The sequence below is a fragment of the Methylomarinum sp. Ch1-1 genome, assembly GCF_030717995.2.
Lineage (GTDB): Bacteria > Pseudomonadota > Gammaproteobacteria > Methylococcales > Methylomonadaceae > Methylomarinum > Methylomarinum roseum.
In genome coordinates this window covers 2,819,427-2,842,134 of record NZ_CP157743.1, presented here as the reverse complement: position 1 = coordinate 2,842,134, position 22,708 = coordinate 2,819,427, and the positions used below count along the sequence as shown (strand labels likewise).

Below are 22,708 nucleotides of genomic sequence, written 5' to 3'. Positions count from 1 at the left end.
TTATTCCCCCCTATTTCTGCGGCGTCTTCTTTCAATAGGCGTCCCTTTAAAGCCCGCTTGATCATGTATGCCATGCGCCTTCTTGACTGATTCGCTAAAGAAGAAGTCGCCATCAAAATCCTTGTCTTTCCAAACATACCAATCGTCCACCGGGATGCCCTCATATTCGATTATCGTGATGGCGCCACCGGGGAATTTACCGGCATTGGTAACATGGGTATCGACATGGTCATGAGCGATGAAACGGCCCGGATTATTCATTGTGATGATCGCGTCATAGCGCTCGCCTGGACCGATTAACAAGGTATCGGCTTCGTAAGGCTCGGCTAACGGCAAGCCATCCTTATGGGTGACTAACATATCGTGTCCGTGAGGATGAAAAGAGTGAATCGCGCCGCCGGCGCCGAACAAGCGAAAACGAACGACATCCCCTTTTTTGACGCGTAAGGGCTGAGTGAAAGGAAACGAACGACCATTGATAGAAAAATAATCGACCACATCCGCCGGAGTGCCTCCTTCGCCGAACTTGTCCGCATGACTTGACTCCCAACTGCTGAACATCAAAACGGCATCCTTGGTGACAGTTTTTTCCAGCTCGGTTGGATTGACCGGATCGACAATAATCGGCCCCCACATACCTCGAATCCCGACATGTTCGTTGACATTGGTATGGCAGTGATACCAAAGGCTTCCGGTTTTCTCCGCCTTCCATTTATAGGTAAAACTGTCGCCCGCTTCGATGGCCGCTTGTGTCACATCCGGAACGCCGTCATGGCGCCAATTATTGGTCTGATAAACACCATGCCAATGGATCGTGTGAGGCGTCGATGTGTTATTGGTCACCAACACTTCAACATCATCACCTTCTTTTACATGAATCAACGGTGCCGGAACCTGGCCATTGAAGGCAAAGACTTTGTATTCCAACTTGGGGGCGACGTTAATCGTCACCTCCTCGATAGTCATCTCAAATTGATGTTGCTCCGCTTGAACCATAGTTACCCAGAAAGTCACCATGCCAAGACATATAAGTTTTCCAACGTTCATATTGCACTCTCCTCTCAAGCAATCACGCTAAGTTGAATATTGTTGCGTGATTTGAACCTAAGCTTACCTACCTTAATTAACTTTGTAAAGTATTTACTGTTATAAGTTTTTTATGTTGCAAATTCTTATTTATTTGACCGTTTATTGTTTGCTGATTAATGTTTAAAATAACCAAGCAACCTTGGAGAGATCGCTCAAGCATTCAAAACAGCCCTTGGAATTTAAGTTGGGACGAACGGTCTAAAAAAATTTAATGAACAAAGAGGGAATTTATGGGAATCGTGGGATTCAGTGAAAATCAACAGAAAATACTGCGTTATTTGGTGAAGGAAAAAGAAGGATTGACCATTGAACAGTTTTCCAAACTTTTGCAAATCTCAAGAAGCGCCATACATCAACACATGATGGTATTGGAGAGAGATGGCTATGTCAGAAAATCCGTATCGATGCAAACAAAAGGTCGACCGGGCGCTACGTTTGTACTAACGGAAAAAGGGATACATATTTTCCCTAAAAATTACAGCCTTTTTGCTGAAATGCTGATCAATTTAATCAAACATAAATTGGGTTCAGAGGAGCTGATTAAATACCTCCAAGAATTGGGGGCATCACTTTCAGAAAGCAAAAAAGCGGCGTTGAAAAACAAATCGTTGAATGAACAGATAGAAATGACGGTAACGATTATGCAGGAATTGGGATATGAAGCCCAAATAGCGAAGAGTGAAACTGGAAATGACCTGATGATCGATGCCTATAATTGTATTTTTCATGATCTGGCCTACAAGAACCAGGAAGTCTGTGAACTAGATCTTTCATTGCTCTCATCCCTACTTAATAGCGAGATTGAACACGTCTGTTGTATGGCGAAGGGTGATGGCCGTTGTCGTTTTAAAGTATTGCCTTACGATAAATCCAAAGAAGATGACTAAATGTAATTTGGTTCTTAACTCCTCCTTTTCCTCCAAATAACCGGCATCACGGACAAAACCCTCATTGCACGGGCGCTTTCTCTGCAAGCATTTCAAGCTATAAATCACGCAGCCTGAGCAGCAATCGCTCAAGCCAGAGTCTGCGCTGGCATCCGTGATGTTTATCCAACCTTCTGCGTCCGATATCCCTTAAATTCCATTCTCTTCATGAAATATCCGGGTTAACGAAATAGCGGACTTAGTATGGTGCTTACATTCTTGTCCTGACTTCGTTTCTAAAGCACTGAATAATTCGGGAAAAAGTATCTTTATTTCCCCCATAGTTATGAATCTTATTTATTTTAAATGTTTTATATGTTTTCTATGTTATCTTTAGTATTCGTTAGACTGTACCGGACGAGGCCCGACATGCTACAAAAAATTAGTTCACGACAACATCAGATTCTTGAATTGTTAATGAAAAACAAAACGGGGCTGAGTATCGACGAAATCGCCAATGCCCTGGATATTTCCAGAACGGCGGTACAGCAACATTTTGTCGCCATTGAAAACGAAGACTACATCAGAAAAAACACCCTCAATAAAACCGCCGGTCGTCCGGTCACCATTTATGTCATCACCGACAAAGGGATCAATTATTTCCCCAAGCAATACGCCTGGTTTTCGGAATTGATATTGAGCGATCTGCAGGATGAAATCGGCCCCGAACGCTTTCGAGGCTATATGCAAAGACTGGGTATCAGGTTAGCGGAAAAATTACGCGACCGGTTTGAAGGGAAGAACCTGGAAATGCGCCTGGAAGAGCTACTCGTCATCATGACCGAGCTGGGTTATCAAGTCGAAACGACGGATAACGGCGATCCGGATCATATCCACATGCAAGCGCATAATTGCGTTTATCATGACCTCGCCCAACAACACCAAGAGATCTGTCAATTCGATATAGCATTGATGTCTAACTTGCTTGATCGAAACGTAGAACTATTGACGTGCATGGCTAAAGGCGACTGCACTTGCCGCTTTAACATCAAAAAGTAAAAACGCTATTTTTTCAATATTAGGGCTCCCTCATTGAAAAGTACCGTAACCAACACATTGGTTAATATCGCCTCATCCCTATGGGTGAGGCGGATTATTTAACCCGCCCCAAACGTTTAACTTACTCTAGTCACGGTTGAATCGTTCAGGATCTCGTTGACCTGCATGTCGCAAGCGACATGCGGCTACTTGCTTTTCGCGCCAAGGGCGACTGCCCGTAGGAGGCCCGGCCTCGGGCCGAATGGCTCTTTTCGCGCCGAGGGCGGCGCTCCTACGCAAAGCACCGTCTTGCCTTCGGATGTTGAACAGCGTGAAGCGCATCAAAAACCGGTGCGCTTCCTATCGTCAGCACACCCTACCCGCTCGGTCGAACACAATTTGGCCATTAAACCGCCGACCAGAGGTTAACCGCCGAAACTGCAAGGGCGGCCGATCGGTCGCCCTTGCTGTCAATGTAAGCGTTATTTAATTCCTCTTTCTTTACCACCCCGGAAAATCTCATCAAATTCAGGAATTAACAAAAAAACATTGAATAGAGCCTGTTATAAATACTTATAATGAGTCAATCCTCATGCCTTTGAGCAACAAACGGACACTCATTATAGGAACTCATGATCAAGCGAATTTTCCTTATCCTTACGTTATCCGTATTGATTTTCGGCGGCCTGTTCGGCTGGAAGTTTTACCAGGACAGACAAGCGCAAAGCCAAATGCAAGCGCCGCCGCCCGCCGTTGTGGCGGTTACCAAAGTCAAACAGGAGCAGTGGCAGCCGTATTTGACCAGCGTCGGCAGCCTTGTTGCCGTCGCCGGCGTTGACGTCAGCAATGAACTGGCCGGCAAGATCACGGCCATTCATTTCGAGTCGGGGCAGTCGGTCAGGAAAGGGCAGTTGTTAATTGAACTGGATACATCGACGGATGAAGCAGAGCTCAGAGGTCTGCAGGCCGATCAATTATTGGCGCAGGTCCGTTTCGATCGAGGCAAGAAGCTAATCGGTAAACAATTCATCTCCAAATCCGATTATGACCTTAACCGCGCGCAGCTGGCCCAGGCCAAATCGGCCGTCAAGGCCAAACTGTCGGTAATCGACAAAAAACACATCCGGGCGCCTTTCGACGGCAAACTCGGCATCCGGCTGGTCGATATCGGACAGTATCTGGCCGAAGGTTCGGCGATTGTGCCCTTGCAAATGCTCGATCCCATCTATGTCGATTTCACGCTGCCCGAGCAGCATCTGGCCGGACTGACTATTGGCCAGCAATTGATTCTGACGGTGCAGGCTTATCCGGACAAGCCATTTAATGGCAAGATCAGCGCCATCAATCCGGCCATCGACATCGAGACCCGGTCGATCAAGCTGCGCGCGACGCTGGCCAATCCCGAACAGATCCTGCGTCCGGGCATGTTTGCCGACGTGCGGGTCTTGTCCAGCTGGAAACAGGACGTGCTGACGCTGCCCGATACGGCCATCACCTACAACCCTTACGGCGATTCCGTGTTCGTGGTCGAGTCCGGCGAGCAGGTCCTAACGGTACAGCGCCATCAAGTGGAAACGGGCGAAACGCGCGAGGGTCGTGTGCAAATCCTCAAGGGCCTGCAGGCCGGCGAGCGCGTGGTCAGCGCCGGCCAGGTCAAATTGCGCAACGACATGCCGGTGCGCATCGACGACCAACCCGCGCCCGGCGAACGTGAGAATGCGCCATGAAATTCACCGACCTGTTTATCCATCGGCCGGTACTGGCCAGCGTCATCAGCTTGCTGATTCTGGTGATCGGCCTGCGATCGATTCTCGTTCTGGACGTGCGCCAATATCCGAAGACCGAAGACACGGTCGTCACCATCAGCACGGTCTATCCCGGCGCCAGCAGCGATCTGGTCAAGGGCTTCATCACGACGCCGCTTCAGCAGGCGATTGCCGAGGCCGAAGGTATCGATTACCTGTCCTCGACCAGCCGTCAGAGTAGCTCCACGATCGAAGCGCATATGCGCCTGAACTACAACCCGAATGCAGCGGTGGCCGAAATTCAGGCCAAAGTCGCGAGCCAGCGCAACGTCCTGCCAGAAGAAGCCGAAGACCCGGTCATTACTTCGCAGACCGGCGACCGGACAGCACTGATGTATCTGGCTTTATACAGCGACACGCTGTCGCCGGCGCAGATCACCGACTACATGCTGCGCGTCATACAGCCCAAGATGCAGGCCGTGGCCGGCGTCGGCAAGGCGCAGATGCTGGGCAACAAAACCTTCGCCATGCGCATCTGGCTAGACCCGCAGCGCATGGCGGCGCTGGGCGTGACCGCCAATGATGTCGCCGAGGTGCTGCGCACCAACAATTTTCTGTCAGGCGCCGGCCAAACCAAGGGCGATTACGTCATGATGGACCTGAGCGCCACGACCGATGTCGCGGACGAACAGGACTTTCGGCAGTTGGTCGTGGGCAACCGCAACGGCACGCTGGTGCGCCTTGGCGATGTCGCACAGACGGAAATGGGCAGCGAAAACTATGATTCAATTAATTGGTATAAAGGCAAGAATGCCATCTTCATGGGCATCGAGCAGGCGCCGGGCGCCAATCCGCTGGTGGTCGCCCAGAATGCGCGAAAAGCACTGAACGAGCTTGAGGACGAGTTGCCGGAAGCTCTCAAGGTGCTGGTGCCTTACGATGCCAGCCAGTTCATCCAGGACTCGATCAATGAAGTCTTTTTTACCCTGATAGCTGCGGTCGCGATTGTGCTGATAGTGATCTATCTGTCCCTGGGCTCGGCGCGCGCGGCGCTGGTGCCGGCCGTGACCGTGCCGCTGGCGCTGATCGGCAGCACGTTTCTGATGCTGCTGATGGGCTTTTCGATCAATCTGCTGACCATGCTGGCGATGGTGCTGGCTATCGGTCTGGTCGTTGATGATGCCATTGTCATCGTCGAAAATGTGCATCGTCACATCGAGTTGGGCACCCCGCGTTTTCAGGCTGCGATTGAAGCCATGCGCGAACTGGTGCTGCCGGTTATCGCCACGACCGTCGCCCTGGCCGCGGTCTATCTGCCGATCGGCTTCATGGGCGGCCTGGTCGGGACATTGTTTACCGAGTTCGCTTTTTCGCTGGTCGCGGCCGTGGTCGTATCGACCGTTGTAGCGCTGACGCTGGCCCCCATGCTCAGTTCGAAAGTCCTGAAGGAAAAAGGCGCGGCCGGCCGCTTCGAGCATACCGTCGAGCGTTTGTTTATCGGCCTTTCCGAGCATTACCGGCGCATGCTGCATAAAGTTTTGGAATTCCCGTCAGTGCTGCCGGTTTTCGCGCTGGCCGTGATGGTCAGCCTTTATTTCATGTTCGCGCTGGCGCAGAAAGAGCTGGCGCCGACCGAGGACCAGAGCATCCTGTTCTTCATGGCCACGGGGCCGCAGACCGCGACCTTGAAATACAACGAGACTTACACGCGCGAATTGGTCAAGACTTTCGAGACCATTCCCGAATACAACGAAAGCTTTTTGCTGCTCGGTTTCGGCGGCGACGACAACGTCGTGTTCGGCGGTTTTAAAATGCCGTCGACGACCGAGCGGCAGCGCTCGCAAATGGACATCCAACCGGAGCTGCAGGCCAAGGTCAATGACATCGCCGGTTTTCAGACGGCCGTGATTCCGCGCCCGAGCCTGCCCGGATCGGGCGGCGGCCTGCCGCTGCAGTTCGTGATACAAAGCGATGCCGATTATGCGCAGATCGATCAGCTCGCCGATCAGCTGGTGAACTCGGCCACGGCCAGCGGACGGTTTTCCTTTCTGATGAAGGAAGTCGAATTCACCCGGCCCAAGGCTACGCTGGTGATTAATCGCAACCGGGCCGCCGATCTCGGCATTTCGATGGAGGACATCGGCCGCAATCTGGCCGCATTGCTGGGCGACAGCTATATCAATCGCTTCAATCTGCAGGGGCGCAGCTACAAGGTCATACCGCAGGTGAAAGACGGGTACCGGCTCAACACCGGCAAGTTCAGCGATTATTACCTGCGCACCGCTTCCGGCGGCCAAGTGCCGCTTTCGTCGCTGGTGCACATCGAAAAATCGGTGGAACCCAGCAAGCGGACTCAGTTTCAGCAGCTCAACAGCCTGACGGTTTCAGGATCGCCTGTGCCGAACGTCGCCCTGGGCGATGCCATGGCTTATCTGGAGCAGCTGGCCCGCGACATCTTTCCGCGCGGTTACAGCTTTGATTACACGGGCGCCTCGCGCCAGTATGCGCAGCAGGGCAGCGAACTGATCATCACTTTTTTCATGTCCCTGCTGGTTATTTACCTGATACTGGCGGCGCAGTTCGAAAGCTGGCGCGATCCGCTGATTATTCTGACCTCGGTGCCGATGTCCATCGCCAGCGCGCTGGCGTTTTTGATGCTGGGGGTTGCCTCGATCAATATTTACACGCAGATAGGGCTGATTACCCTGATCGGGCTGACGGCCAAAAACGGCATATTGATCGTCGAATTCGCCAATCAGTTGCAGATCAGAGAAGGTCTGTCCAAACACGATGCCGTGGAACAGGCGGCCAAGATCCGCTTGCGGCCTATCCTCATGACGGCCGTATCGACGATGGTCGGCATGGTTCCGCTGCTGCTGGCGACAGGGCCGGGAGCTGCCAGCCGCTTCGATATTGGCCTGGTGATCGTCACTGGCCTCGGCATCGGTGGTACGCTGTTTACGCTGTTCGTCGTGCCGCCTTTTTATCTGCTGCTGGCGCGCGACCGGCGTCAGGGCGAGGGGCTTGTTCAGAAATCATAGGATGGATGGATAATGGATAGGAATTTCAACCCCACTTTCCTATATCTTCGGGCTCTTCGGGCTCTTCGCAATATTTGCAATATTTGGGGTCAGAATATTTGGGGTCAGAGTAAGAATATTCGAGGCGTCCTCGTCTGATTCTTTGGCTGGACTCGGTGGTGTTTCGTCAGAACCCGCTGTGTCCCGCTGTGTTTCCGATTCGTTGCCGGCATCATTCCGACCGGCCTCTTTTTCCCAGGACGCTTCACTGCCGGGCGGCCGGGAGCTGTTGCGGGAATTTTGCTTTAAGCGTTCGCGCGCCTCTTTTAAATCATTGAGCAATTTCACGGAAAGATGGCGCAGAACTTCTTCCGGTAAATTCAGAAGTTCTTCTTCATCAAGTTGGCTTAAATCTCGGTCGCTCAGCTGCATGGGCTATAGGTTACTTCGTGTGATCAGTCTGAATATTTACTCTCGACCTGCTTCCAGAATCAATTTCGTTTTAGCTGGATCTTTTAATTCTTTCACCCCTATATCTTGTATCAGGAGGCGCTAATTGACTACCCCTTTTAAAGTATTGCCTTACGATAAATCCAAAGAAGATGACTAAATGTAATTAGGTTCTTAACTCCTCCTTTTCCTCCAAATAACCGGCATCACGGACAAAACTCTCATTGCACGGGCGCTTTATCTGCAAGTATTTCAACCTATAAATCACGTAGCCTGAGCAGCAATCGCTCAAGCCAGAGTCTGCGATGACATCCGTGAAGTAGATCCAACCTTCTGCGTCCGATATCCCTGAAATTCCATTCTCTTCATGAAATATCCGGGTTAACGAAATAGCGGACTTAGTATGGTGCTTACATTCTTGTCCTGACTTCGTTTCTGAAGCACTGAATAATTCGAGCAAAAAGTATCTTTATTTCCGCCCATAGTTATGAATCTTATTTATTTTAAATGTTTTATATGTTTTCTATGCTATCTTTAGTATTCGTTAGACTGTACCGGACGAGGCCAGACATGCTACAAAAGATTAGTTCCCGACAGCATCAAATTCTTGATTTGTTAATGAAAAACAGGACGGGGCTGAGTATCGACGAAATCGCCAATGCCCTGGATATTTCCAGAACGGCGGTACAGCAACATTTTGTCGCCATTGAAAACGAAAGCTACATCAAAAAAAATACCCTCAATAAAACCGCCGGTCGTCCGGTCACCATTTATGTCATCACCGACAAAGGGATCAATTATTTCCCCAAGCAATACGCCTGGTTTTCTGAATTGATATTGAGCGATCTGCAGGATGAAATCAGCCCCGAACGCTTTCGAGGCTATATGCAAAGACTGGGCATCAGGTTGGCGGAAAAATTACGCGACCGGTTTGAAGGGAAAAACCTGGAAAAGCGCCTTGAAGAGTTACTCGTCATCATGACCGACCTGGGTTATCAAGTCGAAACGACAGATAACGGCGATCCGGATCATATCCACATGCAAGCGCATAATTGTGTTTATCATGACCTCGCCCAACAACATCAAGAGATTTGTCAATTCGATATAGCATTGATGTCTAACTTGCTCGATCGAAACGTAGAACTATTGACGTGCATGGCTAAAGGCGACTGCACTTGCCGCTTTAACATCAAAAAGTAAAAAAGCACCGTCTTGCCTTCGGATGTACTGAACTGCGTGAAGCGCTTCAAAAACCGGTGCGCTTCCTATCGCCAGCACACCCTACCCGCATCGTAGGACGGCTTCGCGAAGCAAGCCGCCAAAAAATGCCACCGGGGCAAAATTAGCCATTGTGCTTATCAGGCGGATTGCCTGGCGGCGAATCACCCTACGGCTGCGAAGCCAATTTAGCCTTGCCTGCATAGGATGTGCCGAACTGTTTGAAGCGCATCAAAAACGGTGCGCTTCCTATCGTCAGCACACCCTACCCGTACCGGTAGGGCGGATCAAGCGCAGCGGATCCGCCAACGTAGGGCGGCTTCGCGAAGCAAGCCGCCAAAAACCGCCACCGGGGCAAAATTGGCCGTGCACGCGGGGCGGGGTATAAACGTTTAACTTACTTTAGGCGTATTTGTCGTTAATTTCTGTTTTGCCACTCATTCATTTAATAAGGTAGCCCTGCCTGCTACCCTTGATTTTGGACAATAATCCTATCGATCAGTTGCTCGACGCCGTCTAATTCGTGCTGATATATTTGGGTTCGATAGGCATCGCCATCGCTGTTGACCGACGAACTGTATAAGGCATCGCCCGACTCGCTGATATTGATTCGAGTCAGCGTGGAAAGGCCCGGCTGTAACGGGTTTTGCTTGAGTTCTTCGGCATCCAGACCGATGCGCACTGGCACTCTTTCGGCGATATGAATGAAGTTTCCGCTTGAATTATCGGTCGGCAACAGCGCGAAAGAACTTCCGGTTCCTGGATTGATCCCTTGCACCCGGCCGTGATAAAGCAACTCATCGCCATAGGCATCGACTCTAATTTCTGCCGACTGTCCCGGCCTGATATCGGCGATTTTGGTTTCCAAGAAGTTCGCATCGATCCAGAGGTCGTCGAGCGGCACGATCACCAACAAAGACGCGCCGGCCTTAATCGAATCGCCCACCTGAGCCTGCCGTTTAGCCACCACTCCCGATACCGGCGCCCTGACATTGCGACGCTGATATTCCAGGAAAGCGCGACGAACCCGACTCTTGGCTTTCTCGACGGCCGGGTGTGTCTCGACAGCTCCCCCTAAAACCTGGGCCTGCAAACCGTTTTTTTCGGCTCTGATTTCGGCGATCGTCGCTCGCAAGGCCATGAGCCTGTCGCGGGCGTTTTCAACTTTCTGATCGGCAACCGCGCCCTCGCGCTGGGCGGCAACGAAACGGTCAAGATCATGTTTGATTAGGGCCATGGTTGCCTTCTTTGCTGCAATGCGCTGACGCAAAGTTTCAACTTCGGCATTTAACGTCACGATATTGCGCACTGTCTCGCCCAATTCGGCTTGCGCCTGTTCCAGGTCGATTTGCGCTTTGGTTCCGTCGAGACGAACCAGCACCTGCCCGCGTTTGACCGCTTGAGTATTTTCGGCCAGTATCTCGACGACCGTACCGTCGGTTTGGGCTTTTAATTTAATCAAATGACCGCCGACAAAGGCGTCATCGGTCGTCACCCAATCCCGGTTCAGGTACCACCAATAGGCGAAATAAGCCAGACTGGCCAGCAATATGAACAAGGTCACCGCCTTTAAACGGCGATTACGTTGACGAATAATTTCCTTAGGTCGAATATTTTTTTGCATCATCAGAGTCCATCGGTGCGGGCGTAACCGCCCCCCAGCGCTTTAATCAAAGAGGTCGCAGCTTTGAAATAATCGCCTTCCAGTTGCGCCAAATCCAAGCGCCTTTGATATTCGACGGCTCGCGCTTGAAACGGCTTACGCAGATCGCTTAGACCGGTCCGCCATAAAGACTCGGCAAGGCGTCGGGATTCGTTGGCGGCGGCGACCATCTCCCGCTGTTCCTGCAAACGGCCATCTAGATCCCGCCATAAGGTCAAGGCATCGGCGACTTCCTGTACCGCTTTCAGCAACTGACTATTGTAGTGTTCAACCGCGGCATCGTAGCCGGCCTGCTGATAATTCAATTGAGCCCGTAAACGCCCCCCCTCGAAAATCGGAAATTCCAGCGTAGGCCCCACCGCATAGGCCAAACTGGAGCCTTCCAATAGCAAGTCGCTAATACTGACGCTATGCAAACCGGAAAAGGCAATCAGGTTGACATCGGGATAAAATGAGGTCCGCGCCACTTCGATTTCCTGGGCCGCCGCCTGCACGCGCAGTCGGGTCGCTATCACATCGGGACGGTGGGCCAGCAGATGCAAAGGCAGTTGTTCGGGCAACGGCAAACGTTCGGGCAACGGCGTCAAGCCGGCGACCAGCTTCCTGCCCCAATCCGGGCCTTTGCCGGCTAAGGCGGCCAGCTGGTTATGTTGTCGTTCGATTTCGGCGCCGACAGCAGTCAGCTGTTGTCGGGCTTCATTCAATTTAAGCTGCATCCTTAACAACGGCGCCGGCGTAGCCAAACCGTTGTCGACGCGCACTTGAATCAGGGTCATCAAACGTTGATAGCAGGCAACCAGCTGTTCGGCGATGCGTTGCTTTTCGGTGGAGGCCGCCAGGTCAAAATAACCGCGCGCCACCGCCACGGACAACAATAAACGCGCATCGGCCAGCTCGGTTTCCTTGGCCATCGCCTTGCCAATTGCGGCTTCCAGCGCCGCTTTGTCGCGTCCCCACAAGTCCAAGTGATAACGCAGCACGAATGGATTGAGCAACAATTGACGGAAATGTTCGCCGGCTAACTTGGCCTGCGTACTGTTGGCTGAAAATCGCTGGGCGCTGAAACTGACATTCGCTTCGACGGTCGGATAAAGCTCAGCCGCCTGTTCATCAACCAATGACTGAGACTGGCGCAAACGGGCCATGACTCCCTTCAGATCGGGATTGTCGGCGACAGCCGTCTCAATCAGATCATTCAAATCCGGGCTGCCGAATATTTCCCACCAAGCCTGTCTCGGCCAACGATCGCTAACCGGCAGGTTTGCACGCGCCGAGGCCAGCGTTTTGTTCATCGCGGGCATCGCGATAGTCTTTGCCCGCTCAGTCGGCTCAGGAAACCAAGCGCAGCTGGTCAGCAACAACGTACTAGCCAGGACAAGCACATGGTGATAAATGCGGCTCATACTTCCCTCATCAGCAAAGCCATAGCCCGGCGGCGTATAACTTGAATCAGCGTCGGTTTCTTTGCCGGCTGAGTCGGATGAGCAAACCAGACCAGAATCGATAAGCCGACAAATACACAAGCCGCCATCCAATAAGCATCGTTCAAGGCCCAAATCGTCGCTTGCCGGCTCCCGATAGCGGCGAAGCGTATCAAGGCAGTGGATTCCGAAAGGCCACTGACTACCAATGTCTCGATCATTTGCGAAAAACTGGAGTCAAACGGCGACTGAGTCTCGGCTAAACGGGTCATATGGAAAGGCGCGCGTTGGTAAAGCACGATGCCTTGCAACGATATGCCAAAAGCGCCGGCAGCGATACGCATCAGGCTGGCGAGCTCCACCGCTCGCCACTGCCGTTCCGTTGGCAAGCCCTGCAGTAATAAGGCTGTCAGCGGAGCAAAAAAACTACCCAGACAGACGCCTTCCAACAATTTCGGCCAAAACAATTGGGCATAGGCGTCTTGATGATCGAAGCGACTCAGCCAGAAATAGGTTGCGGCGAAGCCTAATAAATTGAGCGAAGCCAATAAACGAGCGTCATAACGCTTGATCAATTGATGAAAAAAACCGGCCACCGGTTTGGAAAAAATAGCCATAGGCAGGAATACCAGGCCAGCCAAAAATGATGAATAACCTAATGACAACTGCAGCTGCACGATCAACATCGACAACAAGCCCTGAAAACAGAGAAAACCGAAAAAAAGGCTTAGCGCGCCAATCGTGAAGTTACGGTAGGCGAATAAACGGATATCGAGAAAGGGATGACGAACGCTTAATTCCCATACAACCCAATAAATCAACATCACCACCGTCATCGCCATTAAGGTCTGAAGATAAGACGACTGTTGCCAATCCCAATCATTGCCCTGGTTGAGTAGAGTTTGAAAACTGCCTAAAATGATCACCAACATGCTAAAGCCGACCCAGTCGAAACGCCGGCGCATGATGCGGGCGCCTCGCCGGTACAATAAAGCTCCGACGATGCCGGCAATCGCCAAGGCGACCGGTATATTGAACAGAAACAACCAGCGCCAGCCTAAATAATCGGCAATCCATCCTCCTAACGGCGGCCCGAAAGTAAAGGGCGTCAAGGTAAATAGATTCCACACGCCGATGCCTATCGATTTTCGCCGATCTGGATACTCCTTTAGAATCATCGATTGCCCTAACGGCAGCGTCAGCCCGCCCGAAAAACCTAGCAGAATGCGGCCGGCAAGAAAAGCATATAACGAGGTGCAATAAAGACAGAGCGCCGAAGCCAGCGCGAACAAGACAAAGGCACAGACAAAAGGACGGTATTCACCGATGCGCCGCGAAAACCATATGCCGACAGGAAACGCCAAAGCCAATCCAATCATGTAGTCAGTTTGGGTCCAGGTGGCGAAACTCGGCGGAATCCGCAAGCCGCCGGCAACTCGAGGCAACATCGCGATATAAGCACCGGCATTGAACAAGACCACAGCATGTCCCAGACCGAGACAGGCATTGAATAATACAAAGCGCCAGCCGCGCAATTTTTTATCGTAAATGACAGCCATGCGCCTCCACTTGTCTGTTGTTTGCAAGCGAAGATCGTTCGTCGCAACTATGTTTCATATTTTCGGGCTCCTTCCGGTTACTAAATAAACTGCATCCAATACCATCGCTAATCGATTAACTAAACAATCCCCATAGTAATAAGCAGCCGCTAACCACCCATACACTCCCCCATTGGATCTTGTCGATCAAGCGCATGGTTTGCCAATATTTCCTAACCTTGTTTTTCAATCCTATACGCGCTTCGAAAAGACTATTTTTCATCTTGCGATAGCTGCCAAGCAGCCGTTTCCCAGCTTTATACACAACGACAGCGGCTGCCAGCATCATTAAATAAAAAGCAATCAACTGTGATGTATAACGATCAGTTTTAAAGATATGCTCAACCAAGGTATCGAGAATAAATTCCAATAACTCAAACGATGTATGCAATAAGTGAAGCAGTTGTTCTAACAAGGTATCGAACAGAACAGTGGCGATCGCCAGCAGTACGATGCCGGTTAATAACTTACGCAAAATCGAAGCTTCACTTTTCATCAGTGGCAACTCAATTATCGTCTGGATCACGAACCGGGGCGAAAAACACGGCATTAACAAACGTTAAATCTTTAACCTCATCTCTTGTAGCCCTTGTGCGACTAAACGCCCCCCCATATCAGAGAATAACAGCTTAAACTTTGCACCATCATGGTTAAGTTGATGTGAAGCAGCCGCTAGAAAAGCTCTGCTTTTGACGCGGGTTTTAGCGATAATCCGACCAGATTCCGGATCGATTAATTTAAACAGCAGCTGTAGCGTTGCGTGTCCATGCACAACTCTGTAATCGGCAATACCGAGTTCAAGCACTGCATCAATGTCTTTAAGGCCCGCATATTGAGAATCAGCCTCACGCCCTTGATACCAGCGCGCTATCGCCGACCGCCAACCGACGAGATCGGCGTCACGCTCGCGTAATGGCAATTGACGCATATAAGAAGCCGGGACCGTTTGAAAAGAATCGGCATTTAATTGCATGGCCGTTTCCGTTGCCAATAGCAATGTTGGCAGCCAAGCGCGGGATTGTTCATCAATGGAGTGTAACCCCCTAATCGTGTCGGATGATTCTGAAAAATCCGCAATATCCACAATGTCATCACGGCCTACATGACCGGTGATCAGGATGCCCCCCGAATTCCGATAGATTTTTCGCTCTGGCGATATGGGCAAGGCCATATTATGAAAACTCTGATAAACCGGCAGACGGGATTCGAGTAAATCGGGAATCACTTCTAGAGGCGGCGCCTCGACCGCCACAACCATGATCTTCTGTACTTTAGGTCTAACCGATTCCGCCAATTTGAGAGCGGATCCCTGGCCTTGACAGCCGACCAATATCGACAGCAATGACAAGCCCAAAAGCAGTTTAATCATATGGATACGGCTGAGTATGGAATTGATCATTTCGTTATGATGGATGGAGTTTAGGTAAGTCTTTGTCCCTGCAGCAGATCTAATCCTTCCTAAAGCTATATTGAGTGACAACATAATGATATCTCGGTTGAATGACAGAAATGCGGCTCGAGAGCCAGCTTGTTAAATACTATAGGATCAGAATATGATATAAGACAAACGATTTTTATTGGACTTTAATATCGAATATATCGATATAATATCGCTATGGACATAGAACAAATCAGAACTTTTTTAAGCGTTGCCGCCAACGGCAGCTTTCAGGAAGCCGCCAACAGACTTTATGTCACTCAGTCGACAGTGAGTACGCGAATACAGCGGTTAGAATCCTATCTGCGAGTCTCGCTGTTCGTGCGCAACCGCTCAGGCGCCCATCTGACCCAACAAGGTCACCGCTTCATGCGCCATGCAAAATCATTATTATTGACGCTTGAACAGGCGCGCCACGATATAGGGCTCCCAACCCGATTTCGAGCCAGCATAACGGTCGGCGCTCGCATCGCCTTATGGGAAGAAATGCTACCCCACTGGATCGGTGAAATTCACAAGCAAATGCCCGACGTCTCTCTACGCTGTGACATCGGTTTCGAAGAAGACCTGACGCGCAGATTGATCGAAGGCACTATCGATATCGGTTTAATGTATACCCCCCAACATAGCCCCAGCGTCATGATCGAACATCTGTTCGATGAAACATTGGTATTACTGACGACCGATCCGACTAAACCATGGCCGGATGATGATTATGTCTATGTCGATTGGGGACCAGCATTTTATGCACAGCATTGCATCAGCTACCCTGACCTTGAACGGCCTGCTCAAGTGGTCAATATCGGCTGGCTGGGCATACAATTGGTCATCAGCAATGGAGGGTCGTGTTTTTTACCGCTGCGTATAGCCGAACCCTTGATTAGGCGCCAACAGCTGCATTGGGTGCCAGACAGTCCACAATTTAAATTGCCTTCCTATATGGTTTTCCCCAAAGACAGTGATTGCAACGTGCTGGAACAGGTGCTTGATAACTTGCGCGCCTTAGCCAGGCTGGAACAGCAAAAGAATTATGATCTAGACAATGCCGGAGCATATTAAACTCGGCGCAATAACAGGCATCGACCCTCAATCCCACCCAATCGGGAATGTACATAACCTATCGTGCATCATCTAATTGATATTAGATGTTCAAGATACTCGGAACCTTGCTTAGTTCTCGATAGCTTCGGGGTAGATTGGTTTGACAAAAATAGAATATAGTATAATTATACTATAAATATAAATCACGCCTTGGATCGGCTTGAGCCACATTTAATGGCGAAAATTTCGAAGTTTGGTGATTTTAAAGCCTTAGATCAGTACGCTGTCATGTAATTATGGCGTTTCACAGGCGACGAATGGGAGGAAAGGCGTTCATCAAATAAGATGAAGTAGAAGACAAATGGTAGAAATCAGTATCAAAGCGACTTTCGATGGAATTGATCAAACCGTATCTTGACTAAGACTTTAGCTTCACGGCGGTGCCGTAAACCATAATTTCGGCAGCTCCTTCCATGACTTGACTGGTGGAAAAACGCACATTAACAATCGCATCGGCATTTTTTCTTTCGGCTTCTGTTAACATCCTTGCTATCGCCTGATTCCTCGCATCGGCAAGTAACTCTGTATAGCCCTTTAACTCGCCACCGACGATGGATTTGAGGCCAGCCATCAGATCTCTACCGATATGTTTCGATTGAACAACATTACCGCTCACAACGCCGAGTATCTCGGCAACGCTTTGATCGGGAATCGTTTCGCTAGTCGTGACAATCATTTTCCAGCCTCATCTTGTAGGTGTAACCAGTGCACGAAGGAAGCTTAACGCCCTTCCCTTTTCCTTAGCTTGGCAAACTCAATCATCGCAATGATCGAGTTTGTCTGGTCATCGCTGTAGGTTGAGCTGAAAACTCAACACTACAGCAAAGTTCATTATTTCAGGCGAATGGGGAATCCCTTGTGTTTTGATTTTTTCTCGACGTCGGCGGCGGTCAGAAAGCCGTCTTTATCGCGATCGAGCGCCTCGAATTTTTTGCGCTCAAAGAGCTCGATTTCATCGTTTTCGACCAATCCGTCGCCATCTTCGTCCATTTGTTTAACAATCTGCTCGGACTTTTGTTCGACCGAATTCAGCGTATTGGTAATAGTCACATCGGCATCATGTTCGGAAACGCCGACCCTGTTCATTTCACTGACTGTTTCGATCAAGTCTTCCTTGAGTTCTAACTCTATTTCGCCGGAAGTGATGTAGCCATCTCGATTGACGTCATATGAATCTTGATTATCGGTGACTTCCTGTTGATAAAACTCCTTGAAATCGACTTTTTTATCGGCATTGTCATCCATTTTTCTAACGATTTCTTTCGCTTCGTCCTCTGCATAAGACTGCGCTAAAACCGAGGACGAAGAGGCGACCATGATTGAACCGGTTATCAATGAACTTATTAATACTTTCATCTGTACTTTCCTTAATTTCTTGATTACTTATGATATCGATAAACCCACATACCTTGATGGCTTTCCAACAAGACATCAAGGTCACGAATCTCGATCGATGATGAATTTATAGCCAATATCGGCCCCTATTATAACGAGATAGCCATGCAATTACAGGGCAAAAGCCATTTTACTTGAGCCGACGCAGATTTATTTTTCAATCAAGAGCCTCAGGTATTAGCAGCTGTATGGAGCTTATACGTATTGCCCAGAGGCCACACATTAGGGACTTATTATTGCTCTACCGCGGTAAAATACGCATCATAAAGCAGTCACCCTGGATATTCTGAGTAACGCGGCAACGTATCTCCATCACATGCCCAATCGACTCGTGAGTCCCAGAAGATTCGTGCCTGTGGCTTGATCGGGATATCGCCCTCCAATGATCCGGCAGGGATTACTACAAAGTTCATTTCCGCAACGAATTGAGCCACTGAACTCCCGCAATTACTACAGAACTGCCGGGTGAACCTCTTGGCTTCTGGAACCTTATATTGCTTCACCGAGGACTCACCGCCCGTAAAGAGCAGGTTCGCATTTGATAAGATTACATTTGATGTATGCCCGGTTCCTGAAGACTTTCTGCACCGTGAACAGTAACAATGATAAAAATGTTGAAGATCACCGTTTACTTCATATTTGACAGCGCCACAAAGGCAGCCGCCTTTAAGCGTTACGTGGGACATATAAACTCCTGTTACTCGATGAATTCAGAATGCTGAACTAAAAAGCCCTAGGAGACTGTCCGATAACTAACGTTTAACTTATTCCACATCAATATATAGATTCTGCCAACAATGTTTAAGCGCTAAATATTGTGCTTATAAAATTGAGATAGCTATTCTCGGACAGCCTCCTAGCGCCAAATGCGGGACCTACTTCTTTTTTAATTTACTTTGCTATGATTCTTAGGCCGTATTTCGAAGTAAGTAACTCACAAGACTGAAACAACTTTAATTCACCTTGAATCTCTTCGACATCACTGCCCCCCCAACGACCAACAACTCTTTCCAACAAGGGTGATGTTCGATTATTGCTTCAACATAACATTCAAACATTTGCACAGCCATATCTCCTTCATCAAACGGAAATGTAGTGACTTCTGATTCCAACATACTTAAAGCTGCTCGATTGGCAACAGTATCCACTGCCCAAATGTAATAATCAGTCGCCAGATCAGCAATTTCATTCGCTGCATCAATACTAACAATCACTGCAATTTTTGATTTTCTGACTGTAGCACTGAACTTTATCTTCTAACATAATGTTCGGTTATTAGAATCAGGTGAGCTTCCTGCCTAGGCTAGGCTGGTTTCACTCGGGAATAACGCCCAGTTCAACGAGTTTATCTCTCTTAACTAAAAGCTTAAAGTGTTTCGGACCATCATCGGCTAACAAATGAAGGAGAGTTTCGAGTAGGACAGACGCTCCCGACGTGAAGGAGGGTTACCCAGGCCTTACATTTCACACTCCCTCTTTTTATTCGTCATGTAAGGTCTAAAATGCTCAAGCGCCGGCGGGCGGATATTTATTATCCTCTGCCAGAATCGGATAAATGAAAGAGGGCCTTTTTCATGAACTGCCTTCCCCTTTCCTCGCCAATAATGGGAATAGACCCAAAAGTGCGAACGATCCCAGCAAGGCCGGCGACAGAATGCCGGACAACGAATCGACATTCGCAAGATGATTGCCGGCGTTGACTAAAACCACAGTTCCCGCCAACATGCCGATCTGACTGACCCAATAAAAAGTCCACGTCCGGATCGTTGTCAAGCCCATCGTCAGATTGATCACAAAGAACGGTATCACCGGCATCATCCGCAAGGTGAACAAATAATAAGCACCATCCCGATTCACGCCTTCATCAATCACTTTTAATCGCGCCCCGAACCGGGCTTTAACCGCATCCCGAAACAAATAACGCGCCGCCAGAAAGGACAGCGTCGCACCGATGGCCGACGCGAAGGATACGATCAATGTGCCCCACAGCAGGCCGAACAAGACCCCGCCCGCTAGCGTCAGCACCGTCGCGCCCGGCAGCGATAAACTGGTCACGACGATATAGACCAGAACGTAGATCGCGGTGGACAAGCCGGGATGAGCGTCCCGATAAGCTTCTATACTCGTTTGTTGAGCCTTCAAAAAATCCAGACTCAGATATTGCCGCAGATCAAACAGAAAAAAAGCGGCGATCAAGACTGCGATTAGCAACAGCAATAATCTTTTTGACGACGTCATGATGGGCTACCTGTCCGCTTTGCCAGAAGAAACGTATAACTCTTATTAATCTATATTATGTCGCATGTTGGAGAAAATATCTAAACAAAGCAAAAGCAGCAAAAGGGTCCAATAATCCCGTCCTTTTTAGATATTTCATCAACAAGTAGCCCCTTGCTTTATCCTTTGCTGCAAACTAAGCGAAGCGACGCTAGGAGCCTGTCCGAGAACTAAGGTTTAACTCATTCCGCGTCAATATATAGTGTCTGTAAATAATTATTAAGCACTAAATATTGTGCCTAGAAAACTGAGATTGCTATTCTCGGACAGCCTCCTAGGTGTGTTCGCTTGAGCGCCGTGTTAGCCATTTTTTGCGACAATGTGAGTAGGGATGCCGTCGATGCTCATTTGATTATTCCTTTCCCAATACTGCTTCAAACCTTCATCACCTTTCTTTGTGGCCCAATCAGAGAGTAATGCTCGATCACCAGCATACGAAAAATAGGGTACAGCCATTCCACAAGAAGTTTGCACGAGGTCAATTCTTACGTCGAAAATTTGCCGAGCACCGGGCAATGGGACGAATAAACCAAAAAGATCATCCCATTCGGGATCGGTGATGTGAACAACCTTTGCGGTACCGTAAAGCCGCAAGATTAGAGGAGGATCATCAAAGGCGCAGAACATGAGGGTCATTCGTGGGTTTTGCAGCACATGAGCGGATGATTCATTACCGCTACCGGTAACATTTAGCCAAGCGATACGAGAATTGCTTAGCACCCTAAACGAGTCCATACCCTTTGGGGACACATTCACGCGACTCTCTGCGGTCGCTGTCCCGACAAAGAAGATCTTTTGTCCTTTGATAAAGTGGATATGTTTATCGGAAAGTTGGTTAAATTGTTGTCCCATTGGGCACGCCGTGTTGAAAAAAGTTGAAAAAGGGGACGGACGAAAAAGGACCGAAAAAGGGGACAGATTTGAATGGCACTTACTTAAGCCCATAACTCTTTTAATAACAACCACTTATTTTACTTTCTTTGGGTGGCCATTCTTTCTAATATCTGCTCTTGCTTCATTTCTAGGTTTTGTTAGTAAAGAGAACTGTTTTGGCCTCCTTTTTACTGCACGGGGCTCTATTCGTCCCGAACGATTTCCAATTCGTCTTTGAGCAATTAATATGAATAACAGCTCTTCACTTGTTCCGATATCAATAAAAACACTTTGTTGATTCCAGGCTAACCAGCATTGTAATGTATGTTTAAAACTCAGCTGGCGAGGCAATATATCGGCTAATAATGCGGACTGAGCCATCAATAGCCGTATTAAGTTATACGCTAAAAAATAAACCCATATTTCTTTCTCAGTCATTTCGGGCGTTTTACAGCTTAAAGTTTCCATTCCCATGGTTGTTTTTATATTGCGAAAATCAACTTCAATTTGCCAGCGTTTTTTATATAACGCTTTTAACTCAGATTTAGAAGCCTCTTTAGGTGAAAGGAGTGTGGTTATAAGTAATTTTCCTTTTACGCTTACCTCGCGAATAAGGAGTGTCTCAGGCGCATCATCATATTGGCTTTGCTCCATCCAGTCAGGTTTTTTCTTTGGTTTTTTTGAGTGTCACCAGGTGGTCTTCGTCACCTAACTGTTTGCCTTTACTGAAATCTGTTGTCCGTTTACGTGCTCCCATTTGTTCAAATACGGCATCAACACCTTTCTCCTGTAGCGATGCCAACAAAAATAAGTGCCATAATAGGCATCTCCTAGAACAAGGTCTCCGGTATTAAAGGTTCCCAGCATGTTACGAAGTAGACTTTGTTCATCGCCTCCTTTCCTTTGAAAGGTCCGATAGACGCATTTAAAACGGCTCCACTCGCCAGACAGATGACGCCTACAAGACGGCAGATAGGAAAACCAAGCCCAGGCTTCTGACAACTTTGCTGGGGATAAACGGCCTGGTTTTCTGCTGTGTCAGGCATCGTAACAGTCGTTCCATCTATTAGATGAACACGCTTTCCTCGCCAACGCCATTGAGTAGGCACTTCCTTATCAATAAGTTCGCCTGTTCGACAAACTAATTCAGAGATCATGGCTAATGGTAGTCGCTGTCTTGCTCGACAATAGCCGCCCGTCGTTGTGCTTATCGCGGGCAAACCTGCTGCAATTCGTTGTATGGCGGCATCATTAACGGCCTTTTGACACGAGCGGTCTTGGTTCATCCCTTGAGCCAAAAACATGGAAAGTGTTTCTGTCGGAGGATAAAGTCTTTCCCGATGTTCGGGCAGCAACCCTTCAATTGAGGATAATAATTCCGGACTGGTTAGAAGATTAAAAAAACTATACGAATGAGTTTCTTTTCTGTACTTCTGAATTCTTTGTTGCTGGGCGTGAATAAGTTTGTTATTAATGAACATTAAGGCAGGGGGCTTGGTGATTGCTTCTTTGTTTC

19 protein-coding genes and 1 pseudogene are annotated in these 22,708 nt (G+C 49.0%); 6 read left to right on the top strand and 14 right to left on the bottom strand.

Annotated elements, in window-relative coordinates; all coding sequences use genetic code 11:
* Positions 1-1,047 carry a multicopper oxidase domain-containing protein gene (locus Q9L42_RS13075; RefSeq protein WP_349431209.1) on the bottom strand — a complete coding sequence of 349 codons (1,047 nt, stop codon included), beginning with the start codon at positions 1,045-1,047 and terminating at the stop codon, positions 1-3.
* Between the two features lie 272 nt (positions 1,048-1,319).
* Here Q9L42_RS13075 and Q9L42_RS13070 point away from each other — a divergent pair, with 272 nt between their 5' ends.
* The 4 genes from Q9L42_RS13070 to Q9L42_RS13055 all read left to right on the top strand — a co-directional run bounded on the left by Q9L42_RS13070 (position 1,320) and on the right by Q9L42_RS13055 (position 7,779).
* The gene (locus Q9L42_RS13070) at positions 1,320-1,976 is read left to right on the top strand and encodes a helix-turn-helix transcriptional regulator (RefSeq protein ID WP_305907944.1); all 657 of its coding nucleotides are present in this window, start codon (positions 1,320-1,322) and stop codon (positions 1,974-1,976) included.
* A gap of 408 nt (positions 1,977-2,384) precedes the next feature.
* Positions 2,385-3,014, top strand: a complete 630-nt coding sequence (locus Q9L42_RS13065; RefSeq protein ID WP_305907945.1) for a helix-turn-helix transcriptional regulator — start codon at positions 2,385-2,387, stop codon at positions 3,012-3,014.
* Positions 3,015-3,625: 611 nt separating this feature from the next.
* Positions 3,626-4,720 carry an efflux RND transporter periplasmic adaptor subunit gene (locus Q9L42_RS13060; protein WP_305907947.1) on the top strand — a complete coding sequence of 365 codons (1,095 nt, stop codon included), beginning with the start codon at positions 3,626-3,628 and terminating at the stop codon, positions 4,718-4,720.
* The gene (locus Q9L42_RS13055) at positions 4,717-7,779 is read left to right on the top strand and encodes an efflux RND transporter permease subunit (RefSeq protein ID WP_349431208.1); all 3,063 of its coding nucleotides are present in this window, start codon (positions 4,717-4,719) and stop codon (positions 7,777-7,779) included. The genes Q9L42_RS13060 and Q9L42_RS13055 overlap by 4 nt, the downstream gene beginning before the upstream one ends.
* A gap of 39 nt (positions 7,780-7,818) precedes the next feature.
* On the opposite strand, the gene Q9L42_RS13050 is transcribed toward Q9L42_RS13055, so the two are convergent.
* Positions 7,819-8,190 (bottom strand): DUF6444 domain-containing protein, encoded by a 372-nt coding sequence (locus tag Q9L42_RS13050; protein ID WP_305907950.1) that lies wholly within the window; start codon positions 8,188-8,190, stop codon positions 7,819-7,821.
* Between the two features lie 588 nt (positions 8,191-8,778).
* Here Q9L42_RS13050 and Q9L42_RS13045 point away from each other — a divergent pair.
* On the top strand, positions 8,779-9,408 hold the full coding sequence (locus tag Q9L42_RS13045; protein ID WP_305907951.1) for a helix-turn-helix transcriptional regulator: 630 nt from the start codon (positions 8,779-8,781) through the stop codon (positions 9,406-9,408).
* A gap of 484 nt (positions 9,409-9,892) precedes the next feature.
* Here the strand turns inward: Q9L42_RS13045 and Q9L42_RS13040 are convergent, their stop codons facing one another.
* From Q9L42_RS13040 to Q9L42_RS13020, 5 genes are all read right to left on the bottom strand, one after another.
* Positions 9,893-11,050: an HlyD family efflux transporter periplasmic adaptor subunit gene (locus Q9L42_RS13040; RefSeq protein ID WP_349431207.1), complete on the bottom strand. Its 1,158-nt coding sequence runs from the start codon at positions 11,048-11,050 to the stop codon at positions 9,893-9,895.
* 2 nt (positions 11,051-11,052) lie between these two features.
* Positions 11,053-12,492 carry an efflux transporter outer membrane subunit gene (locus Q9L42_RS13035; RefSeq protein WP_349431206.1) on the bottom strand — a complete coding sequence of 480 codons (1,440 nt, stop codon included), beginning with the start codon at positions 12,490-12,492 and terminating at the stop codon, positions 11,053-11,055.
* The gene (locus Q9L42_RS13030) at positions 12,489-14,069 is read right to left on the bottom strand and encodes a DHA2 family efflux MFS transporter permease subunit (protein WP_349431205.1); all 1,581 of its coding nucleotides are present in this window, start codon (positions 14,067-14,069) and stop codon (positions 12,489-12,491) included. The genes Q9L42_RS13035 and Q9L42_RS13030 overlap by 4 nt, the downstream gene beginning before the upstream one ends.
* A 115-nt stretch (positions 14,070-14,184) precedes the next feature.
* Complete coding sequence (locus Q9L42_RS13025) at positions 14,185-14,604, bottom strand: hypothetical protein (protein WP_305907959.1); 420 nt, start codon at positions 14,602-14,604, stop codon at positions 14,185-14,187.
* 63 nt (positions 14,605-14,667) lie between these two features.
* Entirely contained in the window at positions 14,668-15,591 is a 924-nt protein-coding gene (locus Q9L42_RS13020; RefSeq protein WP_349431204.1) for a hypothetical protein, read from the bottom strand.
* A 132-nt stretch (positions 15,592-15,723) separates the two neighbouring features.
* Here Q9L42_RS13020 and Q9L42_RS13015 point away from each other — a divergent pair, with 132 nt between their 5' ends.
* On the top strand, positions 15,724-16,605 hold the full coding sequence (locus Q9L42_RS13015; RefSeq protein ID WP_305907961.1) for a LysR family transcriptional regulator: 882 nt from the start codon (positions 15,724-15,726) through the stop codon (positions 16,603-16,605).
* A 400-nt stretch (positions 16,606-17,005) separates the two neighbouring features.
* On the opposite strand, the gene Q9L42_RS13010 is transcribed toward Q9L42_RS13015, so the two are convergent.
* The 7 genes and pseudogenes from Q9L42_RS13010 to Q9L42_RS12980 form a co-directional block, all read right to left on the bottom strand.
* Positions 17,006-17,323, bottom strand: coding sequence for a YbjQ family protein (locus Q9L42_RS13010; protein ID WP_349431203.1), 318 nt, complete (start codon positions 17,321-17,323; stop codon positions 17,006-17,008).
* Positions 17,324-17,478: 155 nt separating this feature from the next.
* Entirely contained in the window at positions 17,479-18,003 is a 525-nt protein-coding gene (locus Q9L42_RS13005) for a hypothetical protein (protein WP_349431202.1), read from the bottom strand.
* Positions 18,004-18,314: 311 nt separating this feature from the next.
* Positions 18,315-18,728 (bottom strand): GFA family protein, encoded by a 414-nt coding sequence (locus Q9L42_RS13000; RefSeq protein WP_305907965.1) that lies wholly within the window; start codon positions 18,726-18,728, stop codon positions 18,315-18,317.
* A gap of 267 nt (positions 18,729-18,995) precedes the next feature.
* Positions 18,996-19,256 (bottom strand): hypothetical protein, encoded by a 261-nt coding sequence (locus Q9L42_RS12995; protein WP_349431201.1) that lies wholly within the window; start codon positions 19,254-19,256, stop codon positions 18,996-18,998.
* Positions 19,257-19,614: 358 nt separating this feature from the next.
* Positions 19,615-20,280: a TVP38/TMEM64 family protein gene (locus Q9L42_RS12990; RefSeq protein WP_349431200.1), complete on the bottom strand. Its 666-nt coding sequence runs from the start codon at positions 20,278-20,280 to the stop codon at positions 19,615-19,617.
* Between the two features lie 339 nt (positions 20,281-20,619).
* On the bottom strand, positions 20,620-21,171 hold the full coding sequence (locus Q9L42_RS12985; RefSeq protein ID WP_305907967.1) for a pyridoxamine 5'-phosphate oxidase family protein: 552 nt from the start codon (positions 21,169-21,171) through the stop codon (positions 20,620-20,622).
* Positions 21,172-21,285: 114 nt separating this feature from the next.
* Positions 21,286-22,673, bottom strand: a pseudogene (locus tag Q9L42_RS12980) (IS4 family transposase).
* Positions 22,674-22,708 lie beyond the last annotated feature (35 nt).